The organism is Arcicella sp. GW821-FHT09D11, assembly GCF_059416265.1.
The window spans coordinates 1-18,818 of sequence record NZ_JBWKOV010000009.1; the positions used below are offsets into that span (position 1 = coordinate 1).

Below are 18,818 nucleotides of genomic sequence, written 5' to 3' on the forward strand. Positions count from 1 at the left end.
TGCTTATCAGTCAAAAGCAACAACCCCGTTTAATCACCCTGCGGGCTTATATGTGAATCCAGGTTCATCAGACCCAATCAAGAAATATGAGTTGAAAGCATCAGCTGGAGGTACTTATACAGACCAGTATATGTTTAGACTTGCTGAAACATATTTGCTTAGAGCAGAAGCTAATCTTGGCTTAGGCAATCAGGCAGCCGCAGCTACAGATATTAATGTGGTACGTTCAAGAGCGAAAGCATCTCCTGTGTTGGCAAGCAATGTAACGCTAGACTATATTCTTGATGAAAGATTGCGTGAGCTTGGTGTAGAAGAAAAGCGTATGCTTACTTTAATGCGTATGGGTAAACTATATGAAAGAGTAACCAAATATAATACGTTTTATGGCGTAAATATGAAACCTAATTTCAATCTTTGGGCCATTCCACAAAGCGAAATAGAAAGAAATAGAAGTGCCGTACTTGAACAAAACCCAGGGTATAATTAATTTTTATGGAAGATTGATTGTCAATAATTTATTGATAACTTGACAAAATAGGTTAGGGAGAGATGAACACTTCTCTCCCTAACCTATTTGATTGCATTCAAAATTTATACTTTGAATAATAACAATAAAATAGCTTATCAGCGTATATTTAAACCTACTAAAATAGAAGCCCGTCCATCTTAATTGATTGATTTTGGGAATATCTAACAAAGATTGATAAACATAGAATCCATGCAATTTTACAACTGTATAATGCCTGCTCGGCGAGTATCATATATTCATCTATTGGTGACAACAGTATTCATCTTCATTTTGATGAATATTGCTATTTTAAAGTCTTTTGCCAATACTACACAGAGCGTTCGTCAAGAAGCTCCTAATCGTGAGCGAATAAATATTAATAACGACTGGCGTTTTATGCGCTATACCTCAAATCCTGATAAACTTGTTTATGATCTTCGCCCCGAGGTGACAGACCGTAATGATAATATCGTAGCAGATGCTAAACCAACCGAATCGCAAAGTGTAAAAGCCTCAGATGATGTCTTAAAAAAGTGGATTTTGCCCACTGGAAATGCGTTTATCAAAGACCCAAGTAAACATCATAAAAGACCTGATGGTAATCCTGGTAAGGATTTTCCTTTTGTACAAACAACCTTTGATGATAAGCAATGGGAAAAAATTGATGTACCTCACGACTGGGCTATCAAGGGTCCTTTTTATACAGAAGACAATGCAATAGTCGGCGGTGGAATGGGGCGACTACCTGTTCAAGGAGTAGCATGGTATCGTAAAAAAATTAATATTCCTGTAGTAGATAAAGGTAAAATGATATACCTAGATATCGATGGGGCAATGTCATACGCTATGGTTTGGCTTAATGGAAATTTGGTGGGTGGTTGGCCTTATGGGTATAATTCTTTCCGACTAGATTTAACACCTTATATAAAAATGGGGCAAGATAATCAGATAGCGATACGATTAGATAATCCTACCAATTCTGCCCGTTGGTATCCAGGAGGGGGCATTTATCGGAATATATGGCTAACCAAGGTAAAGCCAGTTCATGTAGCACAATGGGGTACTTTTGTTACCACCAAAGATGTTTCTGTAGCATCCGCTACGGTAAATATGGTAGTACAAATTGATAATCAATTAAAATCCACTCAGCGTGTCGAGGTGGTTACAGATATATATGCGCTAGATAGTACGCTCAAAAGACTTCCTGCTAAAATTGCAACATTTACTAAATCTGTCGCACAAGTAGGGGCTGAAAGTAATCAGAAAATAGAAGGCTCAGTCACCATACAAAAACCTAGACTTTGGGGGCCAGTACCTGCTCAAAAACCCAATTTATACATCGCTATTACTCGTTTATATACGAATGGAAAAGTTATTGATGAATATAAAACGCAGTTTGGTATACGTTCACTGAATTTTGACCCCATTAAAGGTCTGTTAGTGAATAATATTCCAGTGCGCATACAGGGTGTAAATCAACACCATGATTTAGGGGCTTTGGGTGCAGCCTTCAATACTAGAGCCGCAGAAAGGCAACTCGAAATATTGCGTGAGCTTGGTTGTAATGCTATTCGTTTATCCCATAATCCGCCTGCTGTTGAGTTGTTAGATTTGACAGACAGCATGGGTTTCTTGGTTATTGACGAAATATTTGATGGATGGGAACGAAAAAAAACACCCTTGGATTTCCACTTGATTTTTCCAGATTGGTTTGAGCCTGATACACGAGCTTTTATTAGAAGAGATAAAAACCACCCTTCTATCATTGCTTGGAGTGTAGGCAACGAAGTAGGAGAGCAGTATACGGGAGAAGAGGGTGCTAAAATTGGCAAAAAATTATATGATATAGCAAAGGATGAAGATTTTTCAAGACCCATTACGGCGTCAATGAATTATGCGAAACCAGATATGCCATTCCCTAAAGAAATGGATATACTTAGTCTGAACTATCAAGGAGAAGGTATCCGTGATGGCTTGGCCTATCAACACCTCAAAGGAATTAGAACCTCACCGCTTTATCCAGCCTTTCAAAAACAATTTCCTAATAAGTTAATTGTTAGTAGTGAGACTTCCTCTGCCCTTAGCACCCGAGGAACTTATCTGTTTCCTGTATTCGAAGGTAACAGTGCTCCCGTGAGTGAAGGAGTAGGAGGAAACGGGAAATTACAGCAAGTAAGTGCCTATGAACTTTATACCGCAGCATTTGGGGCATCGCCCGATAAGGTATTCTCTTCACAAGACCAACACCCCTATGTAGCAGGTGAATTTGTATGGTCGGGTTGGGATTATATCGGAGAGCCAACGCCCTATTATTCTGCCAGAAGCTCTTATTCAGGTATTATAGATTTGGCAGGTTTCAAGAAAGACCGTTTTTACTTATATCAATCGCGTTGGCGACCAGATTACAAAATGGCGCATATCTTACCCCATTGGAACTGGCCGAATAGGATAGGACAAATTACGCCTGTGCATGTATTTTCTGCGGCTGATGAAGCAGAATTGTTTTTAAACAATCAATCATTAGGTAGAAAAAAGAAAGGAACATTGGAATATCGTTTCCGCTGGGATAGTGTTGCATATCAACCTGGTGAACTTCGTGTAGTAACTTATAAAAAGGGGCAATTGTGGGCAACCGATACAGTAAAAACCACAGGAAAGGCATCAAAACTAGCCCTTGTGGCAGATAGGAATATCATAAAGGCGGACGGAAAAGACCTTTCATTTATAACCCTTCGTGTATTAGATGAGAACGGTTTACCCATTCCTAATGCTGATAATCTGGTTGAGTTTGAAGTTGCTGGCTCAGGCGAGTTAGTGGCTACAGACAACGGAGACCCAGCTGATTTAGTTTCGTTTAATTCCCCAAAGCGGAAAGTATTCAGCGGTTTAGCATTAGTGATTGTTCGAGCAAAACCAAATCAATCGGGTGAAATGATTATTACTGCTAAATCAGAAGGATTAACCAGTGCACAAATAATCATAAAAATGCCATAATTATCTGAATGTCTTACTATTAATTACAAATCAATCTCTATTTAATTATTTCAAAAAGATAAATGAAAATAAAATTATTCATTGCCTTATTTTTCCTTGTTTCCATATCAGGACTATCTCAAAGTATTACTGTTGATAAATCTTCTTTTGCCATTTCTACAGCAGCCATCTATGTTGATAATGCTGAAGTAGCGCTTGTAAAAAAATCAGCAGAACTTTTGCAACAAGACATCGCATTAGTAATAGGCAAAAAAATTCCTATTATTAATACGGTTGATAAAATGCAGAAAAATGTCATTGTAATCGGTACGATACAGCAATCATCATTTATCAAGGAACTGATTTTACAGAGGAAAATAGACGCTAATGCGCTTAAAAACCAATGGGAAGCGTCACTAATACAGTCAGTCAATCATCCAGCATTAGGGACCAATATGCTTGTTATTGCAGGAAACGACCGCCGTGGAGTGGCTTATGGCGTATTTGAACTATCTAAACAAATAGGCGTTTCGCCTTGGTATTGGTGGGCAGACGTACCTGTCAAAAAACAAAAAGATGTTTATATCAAAACAGGTATCAGGATTATTGATGCTCCAAAGGTAAAATACAGAGGTATTTTTATCAACGACGAAGCTCCTGCTTTATCAAGCTGGACTAAAGAAAAATTTGGAGGCTTTAATCATGCATTTTATGAAAAAGTATTTGAATTGTTACTTCGTTCAAAAGCAAACTACTTATGGCCAGCCATGTGGGGCAATGCCTTTTATGCCGATGATTCACTGAATATAAAAATGGCGGATCAATATGGGATTGTTATTGGTACTTCACATCATGAACCATTGATGCGTGCGCATGACGAATGGCGAAGAGTTGGAAAGGGAGCTTGGAACTATGAAACCAATAAAGATAAGCTACAGCAGTTTTGGCGAGAAGGAATACAAAGGGCATCAAATGAGAAAATAGTAAGTATCGGCATGAGAGGTGATGGCGATGAGCCAATGTCTCGTGAAACTGCTACAGCCTTGTTGGAACGGATAGTGAAAGACCAAAGGAATATCATCAGCGAAGAAACTGGCAAGCCCGCTAGCGAAACCCCACAACTATGGGCATTATACAAAGAAGTTCAAGAGTATTATGAAAAAGGCATGAGCGTCCCAGACGACGTAACCCTTTTACTTTGTGATGATAACTGGGGTAATATACGTAGACTACCAAAATTAGCAGATAAATCTAGAAAAGGAGGCTATGGTATTTATTATCATTTTGATTATGTAGGTGGTCCTCGAAATTATAAATGGTTGAATACTAACCCACTTCCACGTATTTGGGAACAGATGCACTTAGCTTGGGAACATAACGTAAAGGATATATGGATTGTAAATGTGGGAGATATAAAACCTATGGAATTTCCGATTTCGTTCTTTTTAGATTATGCGTGGAATCCAGAAAAGATTAATGCGAACGACCTACAAAAGTATAGTTCAACATGGGCTGAAGCACAATTTGGAAAAAAACAAGCGCAAGAAATTGCCTATTTAATGAATCAATATGCCAAGTATAACAGCAGAAGAAAGCCAGAGCTACTTGATGCTGATACGTATAGTCTGAATAATAATGAGTGGAAAAAGGTTGTAACGGAATATAATGACTTGCTAAAAAAAGCTGAAACCATCAACAAACAATTGCCTTCTGAATATCATGATGCTTATTTTCAACTAGTATTGCACCCTATAAAAGCTTGTGCCAATCTCAATGAAATGTATTATAATGTGGCATTGAACAAAAGAGCAGCTAGCAACAAATGGAACATAGCGAATACTTATGCTGATAAAGTAAAGCAACTGTATGCAAATGATTCATTAATTACGCTAGCATACCATCAATTGAATAATGGTAAGTGGAACCACATGATGAGTCAGACGCACATTGGATATACATACTGGCAACAACCAGTTAAACAGAAAATACCAACAGTGAAGTATGTATTAGCGGATTCAGTGGCAGAACAAAAGGACTTGGGGGTTAAAACCGTAAAAAAAGCCCAGATTCCTACAGGACTGAAAGGCAATGTTTTTTACCAAGATGAGCAAAGAGGGGTGTCTATTGATGCTAATCATTATTCAAAAACAATCAATACAAATGGCATAAAATGGACGATTCTTCCTGACCACGGCAGAACAGGGTCGGCTATTACTGCTTTCCCAGTGGTTGGGAAAGAACAAAAGCCAGAAGGCAATGCCCCTCGTTTGGAATACGAAATCTATACTTATAGCAAGGGAGATTTTGCGATAGATGCCTATTTTTCTCCTAGTCTAAATTTTAATGGAGATGAGAATGGGTTACAATACGCAGTTTCTGTAGATGACGAGGTTCCTCAAATCATTAGTTTAAACAAAGAAGATAAAACAAGTGATAAGGGAATATGGAATAAATGGGTATCAGAAAATATTATTATTAAAACCAGTAAGCATAATATCGCTAGTGCAGGAAAGCATACCTTGAAATTCTGGTTGGTAACGCCAGGGGTAGTATTACAAAAGTTAGTGGCTGATTTTGGAGGTATAGCACAAAGTTACCTTGGCCCTGAAGAAACATTAAATAATAACACTAAAAAATAACCTACAGATTCTCTGATTTAAAAGTTTGAGAACCTTTTATGCTAGACACTAGCATCGAAATTTTATTATGAAAAAAACAATTCTCTTTTGTTTAATGGCTGTGATGAGCTTGGTAGCTCAGGCACAACTCCGATTGCCGAAATTAATTAGCAACGGAATGATACTTCAAAGAAATACCAACCTGAAAATATGGGGATGGGCATCTCCTAACGAGAAAATTACCGTAAAGTTTAAAAACAAAAATTACAAAGCTACCACTGATACTAAGGGAAATTGGCAAATTGTTTTACCTGCCATGGAGGCTGGAGGGCCATTTACGATGGATATTGTAGGACAGACACAAATCCAAATACAAGATATTCTTATTGGAGATGTGTGGTTTTGTAGCGGACAAAGTAATATGGTTCATCAGTTGAATATCCATGATGTAACCTATGCAAAAGAGATTGCTGAAGCCAACTATCCACAAATCAGACAGTTTTGGATACCTACTCTTACTAATCTTCAAGGCGCTCAACATGACCTTCCAGATGGTCAATGGAAATCCGCAGTTGGTGAAGATGTAAGACCCTTTTCAGGAGTTGCCTATTTTTTTGCTAAGAAAATACATGAAAAATATAAAGTGCCCGTGGGAATTATCAATGCTAGTGTAGGTGGTACACCTATAGAAGCATGGATGAGTGAAGAAGGCTTTAAAGATTTTGGGGCTATCAAAGGGATTATTGAGAAAAATAAGGATACTTCCTATGTCAACAGTTTGAACCGAAGACCAACTGTAAGCATCAATAAACCAATACAAGTAGTGGACGAAGGGCTATCAGGCTCTTCAAAATGGTATGAACCTACTTATACACCTAAGCATTGGCGAAATATCAACATTCCTGGATATTGGGAAGACCAAGGATTAAAAGACCTTAATGGCGTAGTATGGTATAGAAGAGAAATAGATATTCCTGCTACTATGACAGGCAAGCAAGCGCAAGTATTTTTAGGCAGAATCGTAGATGCCGACGAGCTGTATATTAATGGTAAGAGGATAGGCAGTACTTCCTATCTCTATCCACAACGTAGGTATAAAGTCTCTAAAGATGTATTAAAATCAGGCAAAAATCTTTTTGTAATCCGTGTAACCAATACGGCTGGCAAAGGAGGATTTGTACCAGACAAACCATATTGTATTTTTTCAGGGTCAGATACCGTTGATATCAAAGGTAATTGGCAATACAAGGTGGGATTAGTCTATAAACCTGCTACTGGCGGTAATTGGGGCGGTGGAATCAATGCTCAAAATCAACCAACGGCTTTGTTTAATGCCATGGTTGCGCCAACTATCAATTATGCTATCAAAGGTTTTTGTTGGTATCAAGGAGAAAGCAATGCGGGTCAGCCACAAGCATACCAAAAGTTATTGCCTGCCTTAATTCACGACTGGCGTACTAAATGGATGCAGGATTCCCTACCATTTTTGTATGTGCAACTGCCTAATTTTATGGAATATAGCTATTTGCCTACAGAAAGTAGTTGGGCTTTATTGAGGGAGTCTCAGCTAAAAGCATTATCAATTCCTAATACTGCGATGACCGTTGCCATTGACCTTGGCGAATGGAATGATATTCATCCAGATAATAAAAAAGATGTAGGCGAACGCTTATCTCTAACAGCCATGAAATTGGGCTATCATGAAAATTTAGTTAGCTCAGGGCCTTTGTTTGAGTCTGCTGTAATAGAAGGCAATAAAATTGTTATCAGCTTTACGAATATAGGAACGGGCTTAACAACCAATGATGGCGAACAACTGGGAGATTTTGCCATTGCAGGGGAAGATAAAAAATTTGTTTGGGCAAAAGCAACAATTGAAGGAGATAAAGTAATTGTGTGGAGTGACGAAGTAACAAAGCCATTATATGTACGATACGCATGGGCTGATAATCCTGTGAATCCTAATTTATATAACAAAGAAGGTCTGCCAGCCTCTCCATTCAGAACCGATAAATAATCATTACGTTTAACATTCCTATACTATGAAAAAATACTTAATATTTATTGGAGCTATGAGCCTAAGCTATTTAGGCTTATCGCAACAGACTATCATTGATAGTAACAAATACCCGCCCCTTACCACATTTACTGCACAGCAAGACCAAGCTAATATGATGCAGCAATTGGGTATTAAAAAACTAAGACCAGGGCCAAGTGCTAGCGAGGCTGACCCAAATCATGCTAATTACGATGAGCAGTTGGCCAACCCTTGCCCTTTGTTACCAGATATTCTTACTGCCAAAAATGGCAAAAAAATAACTACTCCCACAGAATGGTGGAATCAACGTCGCCCAGAAATAGCTGAAGACTTTGAAAAAGAAATGTATGGGCGAATCCCTAAGAATGTGCCAAAAGTAACTTGGACAGTAAAAGTTACTGATAACGAATTTGTAGGACGTGTTCCCGTAGTAGCTAAACACCTGATTGGTCATGTAGATAATACCGACTATCCTTTGATTGATGTAAATATCAATATGGTAGTGGTGTTACCGACTAATGTAAAAGGACCAGTGCCAGTACTTATCATGTTTGGTTTTCCTACTTTACCAGCACCCGCTCAGCCTATCCCGAGCGATATGGAGAAAATAAATCTGGCTTTTAAGGAAATGATGATAAAGGCCAACCCAGATTTAAAGCAGATTTTTGATAAATATCCTGCTTATTCGCCTATTACTAGATTGCCCGCAGCTAGCTTCTTTGCACCGCCAGTCACGGGTGATTCTCCACCTACCGAGCAATTATTAGCGGCTGGTTGGGGATATTGTACATTAGAAACGGGTAGTATACAAGCTGATAATGGCGCAGGACTAACCCGCGGAATTATTGGTTTAGTAAATAAAGGACAACCAAGAAAGCCAGAGGATTGGGGAGCGTTAAGAGCATGGGGTTGGGGTGCATCCAGAGCTCTAGACTACCTCGAAACAGAACCTTTGGTCAATGCCAAACAAGTAGGAATCGAAGGTGTTTCAAGATATGGGAAAGCAGCTTTAGTAGCAATGGCTTTTGACCAACGTTTCGGCTTAGGATTAATTGGCTCATCGGGTAAAGGAGGTGTAACACTACAAAGACGAGTTTTTGGTGAAGCAGTTGAAAGTCTGGCTAATTCAGGAGGATATCATTGGTTGGCTGGTAATTACTTGAAATATGCTACGGCTGAATCTTCTTTTGGGAGTAAAACAGGTTGTGATATTCCTGTAGATTCGCACGAGCTTCTGGCACTTTGTGCACCACGTCCTACTTTTGTGAGTTATGGTATCCCAGAAAAAGGAGATGCTAAATGGCTCGACCAAGTTGGGAGTTATAAAGCTACCATAGCGGCGGGAACAGTATTTAAGTTGTTAGGGGCAAGGGATTTAGGGGTAAGTAATGATTACAATACTGAAAATATGCCTCCAGTACTTTCTGGCTTACTCGACGGTGAATTAGCTTGGCGCCAACACAATGGCGGTCATACGGATGCTCCTAACTTTCAGTTTTTTATTCCTTGGGCAAGTAAACTGTTAAAATACGAACGAGTTACTAAATAATATATCCCAATCGTAACCACTATTTTTTATGAATAGTGGTTATATTATTCTTTGGCGTTTAAGAATTATCAAGCTGATTTCAGACGGCTTGGTGAGAATCTTTATTGTCGTATATTAAATAAACCTACTATAACTATGCAAAATTTGTTCAAATCTTTTTTCTATTTATTCACGTTAATAGTTAGCTGTTCCTCTTGTGAAAAAGCTGTTGATGCCAATCCTGTAGTGGTTAAGCCCACACCCTTTAAAATTAATATAAATCCTCAGACAACCTATCAGACAATCACAGGGTTTGGTGCAGCAAACAGAATGTGGGGGACGCAATCGTTGAAACCTACGGAAGCCACAAAAGCATTTGGGATGGATGAAAACCAATTGGGGCTTAGCATTTTCAGGGTAAGATTATCTTCTAATAAAAATGAATGGCCTATTATTGTGGAAGCTGTAAAAGAGGCAAAAAAATATGGAGCAAAAGTATTGGCTTGTCCTTGGTCGCCTCCCGCTGCACTCAAGAGTAATAAAAGCGATATAGGAGGGCGGCTATTACCTGAAAACTACAAAGCATTTAAAGATTATATCAATGAATTTGTCGTTTTTATGACTCAAAACGGCGCTCCTGTAGATGTGGTTTCTATTCAAAATGAACCTGATTGGAAAGCTACTTATGAATCATGTGATTGGACTGCCGACGACATGATTAATTTCTTGAAGGCACCAGGTGAGATTGTTGGAGCTAAAGTTGCCGCACCAGAATCTTTGAATTTCAACCAGAACATGACCAATGCTTTGTTATCAAATGAAGAGGCTTCTCAAAAATTTGACATCGTGGCGGGTCACCTTTATGGTGGTGGTTTAGCGAAGTTTCCTTTGGCAGAGCAAAAGAAAAAAGAAATCTGGATGACAGAATTTTTACTGAATCTGGATACAGGAAATACTGGCGCTGCTAAATGGAATACCTATTCAGAAGCTGCCAAATGGGCTGAAAGCATGAAAATGCTTACTTCTGTGCATGACGCAATGACGAATAATTGGAATGCCTATATTTGGTGGTATTTACAACGCTATTATTCATTTATTGGAGATGGAGAAGAAGGTACTACCAATGGAGAGGTACTTAAGCGTGGATATGGCTTTTCGCATTTCTCAAAATTTGTTCGCCCAGGGTTTGTTCGCATTGGTACTGATTTCAGTACGAATACTTATTTAAAAATAACAGCCTATAAAAAAGGGACACAGACGGTTGTGGTAATACTAAACCCTGAAAGTTTTTCAGTTAAAAACGTTCAGCTAAATGGATTATCTGCTACTACTGCGATTGCTTATACTACTAATGAAAAAGAAAATTTAACAAAGCGAAATTTGACCGTTACAAGCAGTATTGTTGAATTAGACGTAGCTCCAAGTAGTATAACTACAATAGTAATCAATAATTAGGATAGCGTTATTTAAAATGTAAAAGGCTAATCAAAATAACAAAACAGCTAGGTTACGTATATTGTTAATGGTTAGTAATATTGTCTATTTTTATAGTATTTAATATAGGATAAATATAAAAATCAATCACAAAAAACTAATAGTAGGGTCTCGGCATTTCTATTTTATATCATTTGAAATTTTCAGATTTTTCAAATGATATGAACTAGAAATAATTTTATAGGGTGACGAATTTTTATCAGCATACAGTCGAAAAATATTATCACTAACACACAATATTCAATCTCAAAAATATGCATTTTAGTAATTAAAAAACTAATTGAATAATTAGATAATACAGACAATTACCCAAGCCATAAAGCTCATTACTTTATGGCTTATTTATTATTAATTCTTCATTTATCATTTTTAAAAACTTATTTTATTACAAAAAAGACTTGATTTTATCATTTTATATTTTCCTTTGAACATTTGGAATACAGATATATTAATTTGTGCTACATGTTTTTTTACTTATTATTTTACTTTGCGATGTCTAAAATTTGGAGACAATCTATTGACTTCGGTTATCAACTTAAATATCCAAAACAATTAAATATCCAATCTTAAATGATAAGCGTAGTGAATAAATACAGTCTTAAAACAGTTCTATGGTTATTTGTTTTTTCAACGCTTGTGTGTTGTAAAAAAACAGAAGTAGCCCCTACGATAATAAGCCCTCCTTATACGATGAAATCAAATCCTATTTGGAGAACTGGAGATAGGATTTTCTTGGAAGGCATTACTGGAACTTTTGACGACGTCTCGGTAAAAGACCCAACCATTGTAAATGTTGACGGAAAATGGCATGTATTCTATACAGGAAGAGACGCTACTAAATGGCGCATGGGTTATATTGCTGGCAAAGAACTAACAGACTTGAAAAAAGCCGATAGAAATTATATGACTTCCTTAAATGGAGGATCTTATTTTTGTGCGCCACAGGTTTTTCAACTTAAATCAAAAAAAACTTGGTATTTAATCTACCAAAGTGGTTTAGGAGCAACTTTTTCAACCAATACAGATATCAATAACCCTCAAGGTTGGTCAGGGGGCAAAGCCATGGGTTTTACCGATGGAATTGATTTCTGGTGTATCTCAGATGGCACGAAAATACATTGTTTTTATTCAGCTCAGGATGGCTCTTTTACCATTAAAAAACGAAGTACGCTGATTACAGATTTCCCTTATAAATGGTCTAACCCTGTGGTAGTTGCTACAGATACTTTTGAAGCACCCCATGTATATAAAAATAAGGCAGATGGAAAATACTATATGATGGTAGAAGATATAAGACGCTATTTTGAAATATGGCAAGCATCAAGTCTTGATGGCACTTGGACAAAACTCAATGAAAAGTGGGCTGATTACGCTAATTTAATTGAAACGAATGAGCATTGGACAGACCAAGTATCACATGGTGAGATTTTACGTTCAGGTGTAGATGAAATGTGTGAAATAGAAGATATCAATCATTGTCAAGTAATATTTCAGGGCGTAGTAAATGGCAATTATGCTGACTATGGAATAATTCCCTATGATTTAGGCATCATGAAAAACTATTAACCTTCATTATAGAGGGATGTATTAGTTTATGATGATAATTAAATAGTGTACAAATGATTTTTGTAGTAAATATTAAACAAGTAGGTCGCAAAAATGACCAAAACTAATTTTAAGCAATGAAAAACAAGTCTATTTTTTTGATGATTGTTTCAATGACAATGATCACATTATCGGTAGTAGCGCAAGATTCAAAAAAGCAACCAATTTCACAACCCTTAATAAAGGACATCTATACAGCAGACCCTTCTGCACATGTTTTCAATGGAAAAATCTATGTTTATCCTTCGCATGACATTGAATCTGGTGTACCTCAAGACGATGAAGGAGGACATTTTGATATGAAAGACTTTCACATTTTATCGATGGATAAAATTGGAGGGAAAGTGACAGATAATGGTGTAGGGCTTTCTATTAAAGATATTCCTTGGGCGGGTCGCCAGCTTTGGGCCCCTGATGCAGCCTTCAAAAACGGCACATATTATTTGTACTTTCCCGTGAAAGATAAAAAAGACGTATTCCGAATGGGCGTAGCAACTAGTAAAAGTCCAGTAGGGCCATTTAAAGCAGAAAAAGAACCCATCAAAGGTAGTTATAGCATAGACCCTTGCGTTTTTAAAGATACTGACGGTAGCTTTTATATGTATTTTGGGGGCATTTGGGGCGGTCAGTTACAACGTTATGACAAAAATACGTACTTAGGAGTAACAGATAATCCAAAGAAAGGCGAAGTTGCTCGTTTGCCAAGAATGGCAAAGTTGACGGCTGATATGAAGCAATTTGCTGGTGAAGTAACAGAAATAAAAATTTTGGATGAAAATGGGAAACTGTTTTTAGAAGATAATAATGACAAACGCTTCTTTGAAGCTTCATGGATGCACAAATACAAAGGCAAATATTACTTCTCGTACTCAACAGGTGATACTCATAATCTTTGTTATGCCGTTGGCGATACTCCTTATGGTCCTTTTACCTACAAAGGCGTAATATTAAATCCTGTTGACGGTTGGACAAGCCACCACTCAATTGTTGAGTTCAAAGGAAAATGGTACTTGTTTTATCATGATATTCAGCTTTCTGGAAAAACACATTTACGCAATGTAAAAGTGACTGAATTGCACTATAATCCAGATGGAACTATACAAACGATTACTGCTTATAAATAGCAAAAAAACGTATTATTTGTTTGATTACTAGATAGTTCAATAAATTATATAAATAGACATTATCCAATGATAAATAGCAAAACATTATTAGCACTTTTACTGTGTGGCATGGTAGAAGTATCGGCAAAACCTCCGATAAAACATACGAAATCTGTTAAAGAAATACCTTCCCTGAAAAAGGTGTTTAAAAAAGATTTTGTGATTGGCACCGCCTTAAGTATTTATCAAATAGACGATAAAGACCCACAGGCGACAAGCTTAATTGCTCAGCAATTTAATACAGCAACGCCCGAAAACATTATGAAGGCTCAGATTATACATCCAAAATGGGATGTATACAACTTTGAGCCTGCCGATAAGTTAATTGCCTACTGCAAGAACTTAAATCTTGAAGTCAATGCTCATGCGTTAATTTGGCATAGCCAACTACCAAATTTTGTTCGTCAGATAAAAGATGCTGATTCTGTGAAGACTTTCTTTGAGAATCATATTACAACAGTTGCTAAAAGATATGACGGGAAAGTAAAAACATGGGATGTTGTCAATGAAGCACTCAATGAAGATGGAACAATGCGCAGATCTATTTTTTTGAATAAGCTTGGAGAAAACTTTGTTACAGAAGCTTTTAGACTAGCACAGCTTGCCTCACCAAAGTCAGAACTTTATTACAACGATTATAATAACGAGCAACCTGCCAAAAGAGCGGGATGTATTGCATTGATTAAAAAAATCCAAGCAGCAGGTGTGAAAATTGATGGAGTAGGCATACAAGGACACTGGCATTTGGGTAAAATACCGCTGAAACAGATTGAAGAAAGTATTTTGCAATATGCTGCATTGGGTGTTAAAGTAGCTTTTACAGAACTGGATATTGAGGTACTGAAACGTGATTTTCAAGGAGCGGATGTGAATCAACGCATGCAAAATTCTCCATCATTAAATCCTTATGCAAATGGATTGCCCGATAGCCTTCAAAATCAATTAGCGATGGATTATGAAGCTCTTTTCAACCTGTTTTTGAAACATAAAGACAAGATTTCAAGAGTAACTTTTTGGGGAGTGCATGATGGACAAAGTTGGTTGAATGGATGGCCCGTGCGTGGTAGAACAAACTATCCATTATTGTTCGACCGTAACTATCAACCTAAGCCTGCTTTTTACTCAGTGATAAGTACAAAGGGTAAATAAGATAGATAAACAAGTTGCCGATAAGATTTACCAGTGTTGTCATAAACTAGGAAATGAGAAAAATAATTTTATTTTTCTTAGCTATTCTTTGTATAGTATTTGTAAGTAAAAGCTTTGCCCAAAAAATGAAAGGAGATACCTATTAGTGATGGTTAACCATGCTACTCAGTCATTGAGAGGTTATGTAGATATTGACTGGTTTAGAGTTGACCCTACCATTGGCTATCTTCCTGATACAGGTACATTAACGATTAAATAACTTCTGAACCGATTTTAACTAATATCCTCTTGATTATTCACTAAAGAAAACTTTATATGAAATATAAAATAAATCAATACATTATATTAATAGGCTTATTATGCTTTACTAGCTCAGTATCTGTAATTGCACAAGATTTTTTCAATGAAGTAAAAACATACGTAAATCCTGTTTTGCCAGGCGACCATCCAGACCCAACGATGTTAAAAGTAGGGGATGATTTTTATCACTGTGGCTCAAGCTTTCATTTCACTCCTTATTTACCAATTTATCACTCAAAAGATATGGTACATTGGAAAGTTATCAGCCGTGTTGTACCGCCAACTATAGGTAGCTTTGTATCAGATAATCCATCGGCAGGAATTTGGCAGGGTGCTATCACGTATTTTTATGGCTCATATTGGATATATTTCTCTTCTAACGGACAATGGTTTAGCAAGGCAGATTCTCCAGCAGGACCTTGGTCTACGCCAGTACAGGTAAAATCAAATCCGAAAACAGGTCCATTGGGATATGACAATGCCATTTTTGTAGATGATGATGGCAAACCTTATATGGTTATCAAGAACGGACAAAAAACAAACCGTTTGCAAGAGTTAGGCAAGGATGGTCAACTGACATCATCAGTGATTGATATGGACTGGGTAAATGCAAAATTACAATATAGTTGGGCAGAAGGACCTGTTATGTGCAAGCGAAATGGTTATTATTATTACTTCCCTGCAGGGGATGTATCAGGTGGACAATATGTAATGAGAGGTACTGCTTTGACAGGCGATTCAACAAAATGGGAGCGATTAGGAGAGTTTTTCAAACCTATTACTGACCCCAAAGTAGGTTTCCGTCGTCCTAACCATATTTCAGCCCCTATTCAATTGGCGGATGGAAGCTGGTGGACCATTGGACAAAGTTATGAAAAGTATGATGGTGATGATTGGTCAGGTACGGGTCGTCAAACATCACTTTATCCTGTTATTTGGGAAGGCGACCGTCCTTGGGGAATGGCTCCCACTACTTCTCCTATCGAAAGCCCCAATCTTCCTAAAGGTGATATTCATTGGAGAAGTGTTGCGACTGATTATTTTGATAAAGAAACCCTTGCGTTAGACTGGCATTTTTTGAGCAAAAAATATGCAGATAAATATTCACTTTCAAGCAGAAAAGGCTGGCTACATCTTGTTTCAGATAGTACCAGAACTAGTGTTGTTCAAAAGGAAACAGACCACTATTATTCAGCCGTTACAAAAGTAGATTTTAACGCGACCGATTCTCTAACCAAAGCAGGACTTTATCTGAGTAGTGGTAATCAAAAAGTGACTGTACGCTTGTATAGTGGTTTTGAAAAGGGCAAAAAAATCTTTTTTAGTTTTGAAAAACACACTCAGTCTGTTCCAAATACCTTTGGGAATATCGTATGGCTAAAAGTTGTAAGAAATCTACACAACTTGGTAGCGTATTGTAGTGGAGATGGCAAAAACTGGAAACAGGTAGGGGAGAGTCTCAATTTGAAAAACCTTGATAGAACCCAACCAAATTATAATTCATGGGTAGGGACAAGCGTAGGGCTATTTACTGAAAAAAAACCTGCTGATTTTGATTTCTTCGTGTGTAAAGATGGCTTTACTGAACTGCCTGCGGTAGGTTATAGTAATTACTATGGCGTTGAAAAATTAAAGGTTGGTACAGAAGACGTCGTTACGAATAATTCAGATTTAGGTGGATGGTTTATGCTGTCTGGGGTAGAATTGGGCGACAAAAAAACCAAAGAAGTACAAGTACAAATTTCTGCAAGTGTGACAGGTAAAATAGAAATTTGGTTGGATGATTTAAAAACGGGGAAATTGATAGCAACTATTCCTTTTTCTCCAACGGGTGCCAACAGCTGGAAAAACATTAGCCAGAAAATAAAAGGCGTTTCAGGACAGCACGATGTGTTTGTGAAATTCCCAACTGGCAATAGTAAAGCATTAAATGTAAAAAACCTTCTATTCAAATAATAATTACGAAAAATAACAGTTAGTTTTTAAAGCAGTAAACGGATATAGTTTACTGCTTTTTTGATTTTAATCTACTCTAATCGTAGAAATAGCATAGATTGGATATACCTCGATTGGCGGGTATGTAGCAAAATTTTCCAAAGAAAGACGAATACCTAAATCTCGTTTTTTTTCTTTTAGAAACATAAACATACTTTGCATCGCTCCTTTGTTAGAGGCTTTTATCTCCAACGGTATTATCTGCTCTCCTTGTTGAATCACATAATCTATTTCTGCATTGCTATTAGCACTTTCTCGGTGCCAGTAATAAAGGTTTTCATGTCGGAAAGGATTGCCATATTTTAAATATTCCAAACCCACAAACATTTCAGCAATGGCTCCCTTATTAATCGCATCAAAATCGTTTTGTGCTAGTAATTTCCCTGCATCTAGTCCTAAAACCCTTTGATAAAGCCCTGTATCTAAAAAAATAAGCTTTCGTTTTTTTTCATCTATTTCTGCCCCTAATGGAATACCATTTGCAGAACTATGTGTGACAGGTATCACCAAACCTGCCATCATTAATAATTGAACAGCTTCTTTAATTTGCACCAAACTTGTTTGAGTAGCCGCTTTTGTATAGATAAATTTGCCTCCTGTTTGTTGAATGACAGCATCAAAGACTTCTGAGATTCTCGTGGGCGGTACTCTTTTCTTGTATTTTGCAAAATCAGCTTTAATGGAAATAATTAAATCATCTAAAACGGCCTGTACTTCTAATAAACTACTCCCATTAGCATATAATGCAACGGCTTCTGGCATCCCTCCCACAATAAGAAATTTTTTGAAATATTCTGTTAACTTTTGATGAAAAGGTAAGGATAATGGCTTCGTTGGGCTTGCTTGCTTTTTCAAATCAATGAGTTTTTGCTCTCCTAAGCTCCCTAAAAATTCATCAAAAGAAAGGGGATACAGAAAAATAGAACGCACCCGACCCACTCCAAAGGAAGGCAATTCTTCTAAGGCAAATTCTAACAAAGAACCCGCAGAGATTAAATGGAGTTCAGGCATCTTTTCATAAAAAAACCGAAGGGATGATAGCGCAGGAACACACCCTTGAATTTCATCAAAGAACAGTAATGTTTTATCAGGAATGATTGGCGTATTGAAGTATAAAGATAAATTTTCACAAATGGTTTTAGGGTCAAGGTTTCCACTAAAAAAAGTTTGTATATCTATCTGAGCTTCAAAATTTATTTCAATGTAATATTCAAAATGTTTTGATAATTCCTGAACGGCTGTAGACTTACCCACTTGCCTTGCTCCGCGAAGCATCAGGGGTTTTCTATTTTTTTGATTCTTCCAATCAAGCAAAACATTGTCTATTTCTCTCTTTATATGCATTTTATAAATTTTAGTATCCGTAAATTTGCCATAAAAATGAAAAATAGTAGGCATAAAAACAACTTAAAAGTAATTTATAGGCATCTAAAATATTTTATAATGG

11 protein-coding genes are annotated in these 18,818 nt (G+C 37.1%); 10 read left to right on the top strand and 1 reads right to left on the bottom strand.

Annotated features, from left to right (window positions below; translation table 11 throughout):
* The 10 genes from AC07N0_RS19660 to AC07N0_RS19705 all read left to right on the top strand — a co-directional run.
* Positions 1-487: RagB/SusD family nutrient uptake outer membrane protein (locus AC07N0_RS19660; protein ID WP_494590631.1), on the top strand; the 487-nt coding region annotated here is incomplete at its 5' end.
* Between the two features lie 315 nt (positions 488-802).
* On the top strand, positions 803-3,502 hold the full coding sequence (gene galB / locus AC07N0_RS19665; RefSeq protein ID WP_494590632.1) for a beta-galactosidase GalB: 2,700 nt from the start codon (positions 803-805) through the stop codon (positions 3,500-3,502).
* A gap of 62 nt (positions 3,503-3,564) precedes the next feature.
* Positions 3,565-6,120 (top strand): glycosyl hydrolase 115 family protein, encoded by a 2,556-nt coding sequence (locus AC07N0_RS19670; protein WP_494590633.1) that lies wholly within the window; start codon positions 3,565-3,567, stop codon positions 6,118-6,120.
* A 67-nt stretch (positions 6,121-6,187) separates the two neighbouring features.
* Positions 6,188-8,116, top strand: a complete 1,929-nt coding sequence (locus AC07N0_RS19675) for a sialate O-acetylesterase (protein WP_494590634.1) — start codon at positions 6,188-6,190, stop codon at positions 8,114-8,116.
* A gap of 25 nt (positions 8,117-8,141) precedes the next feature.
* Positions 8,142-9,686: a glucuronyl esterase domain-containing protein gene (locus AC07N0_RS19680; protein ID WP_494590635.1), complete on the top strand. Its 1,545-nt coding sequence runs from the start codon at positions 8,142-8,144 to the stop codon at positions 9,684-9,686.
* A gap of 135 nt (positions 9,687-9,821) precedes the next feature.
* Positions 9,822-11,120 (top strand): glycoside hydrolase, encoded by a 1,299-nt coding sequence (locus AC07N0_RS19685; RefSeq protein WP_494590636.1) that lies wholly within the window; start codon positions 9,822-9,824, stop codon positions 11,118-11,120.
* 729 nt (positions 11,121-11,849) lie between these two features.
* Positions 11,850-12,725 (top strand): non-reducing end alpha-L-arabinofuranosidase family hydrolase, encoded by an 876-nt coding sequence (locus tag AC07N0_RS19690; RefSeq protein ID WP_494590637.1) that lies wholly within the window; start codon positions 11,850-11,852, stop codon positions 12,723-12,725.
* Positions 12,726-12,877: 152 nt separating this feature from the next.
* Positions 12,878-13,888, top strand: a complete 1,011-nt coding sequence (locus AC07N0_RS19695) for a glycoside hydrolase family 43 protein (RefSeq protein ID WP_494590638.1) — start codon at positions 12,878-12,880, stop codon at positions 13,886-13,888.
* A gap of 108 nt (positions 13,889-13,996) precedes the next feature.
* Positions 13,997-15,076 (top strand): endo-1,4-beta-xylanase, encoded by a 1,080-nt coding sequence (locus tag AC07N0_RS19700; RefSeq protein WP_492804218.1) that lies wholly within the window; start codon positions 13,997-13,999, stop codon positions 15,074-15,076.
* Between the two features lie 315 nt (positions 15,077-15,391).
* The gene (locus tag AC07N0_RS19705; protein ID WP_494590639.1) at positions 15,392-17,332 is read left to right on the top strand and encodes a family 43 glycosylhydrolase; all 1,941 of its coding nucleotides are present in this window, start codon (positions 15,392-15,394) and stop codon (positions 17,330-17,332) included.
* A 66-nt stretch (positions 17,333-17,398) separates the two neighbouring features.
* Here the strand turns inward: AC07N0_RS19705 and AC07N0_RS19710 are convergent, their stop codons facing one another.
* Positions 17,399-18,715 (bottom strand): ATP-binding protein, encoded by a 1,317-nt coding sequence (locus AC07N0_RS19710; protein WP_494590640.1) that lies wholly within the window; start codon positions 18,713-18,715, stop codon positions 17,399-17,401.
* Positions 18,716-18,818: the final 103 nt, after the last annotated feature.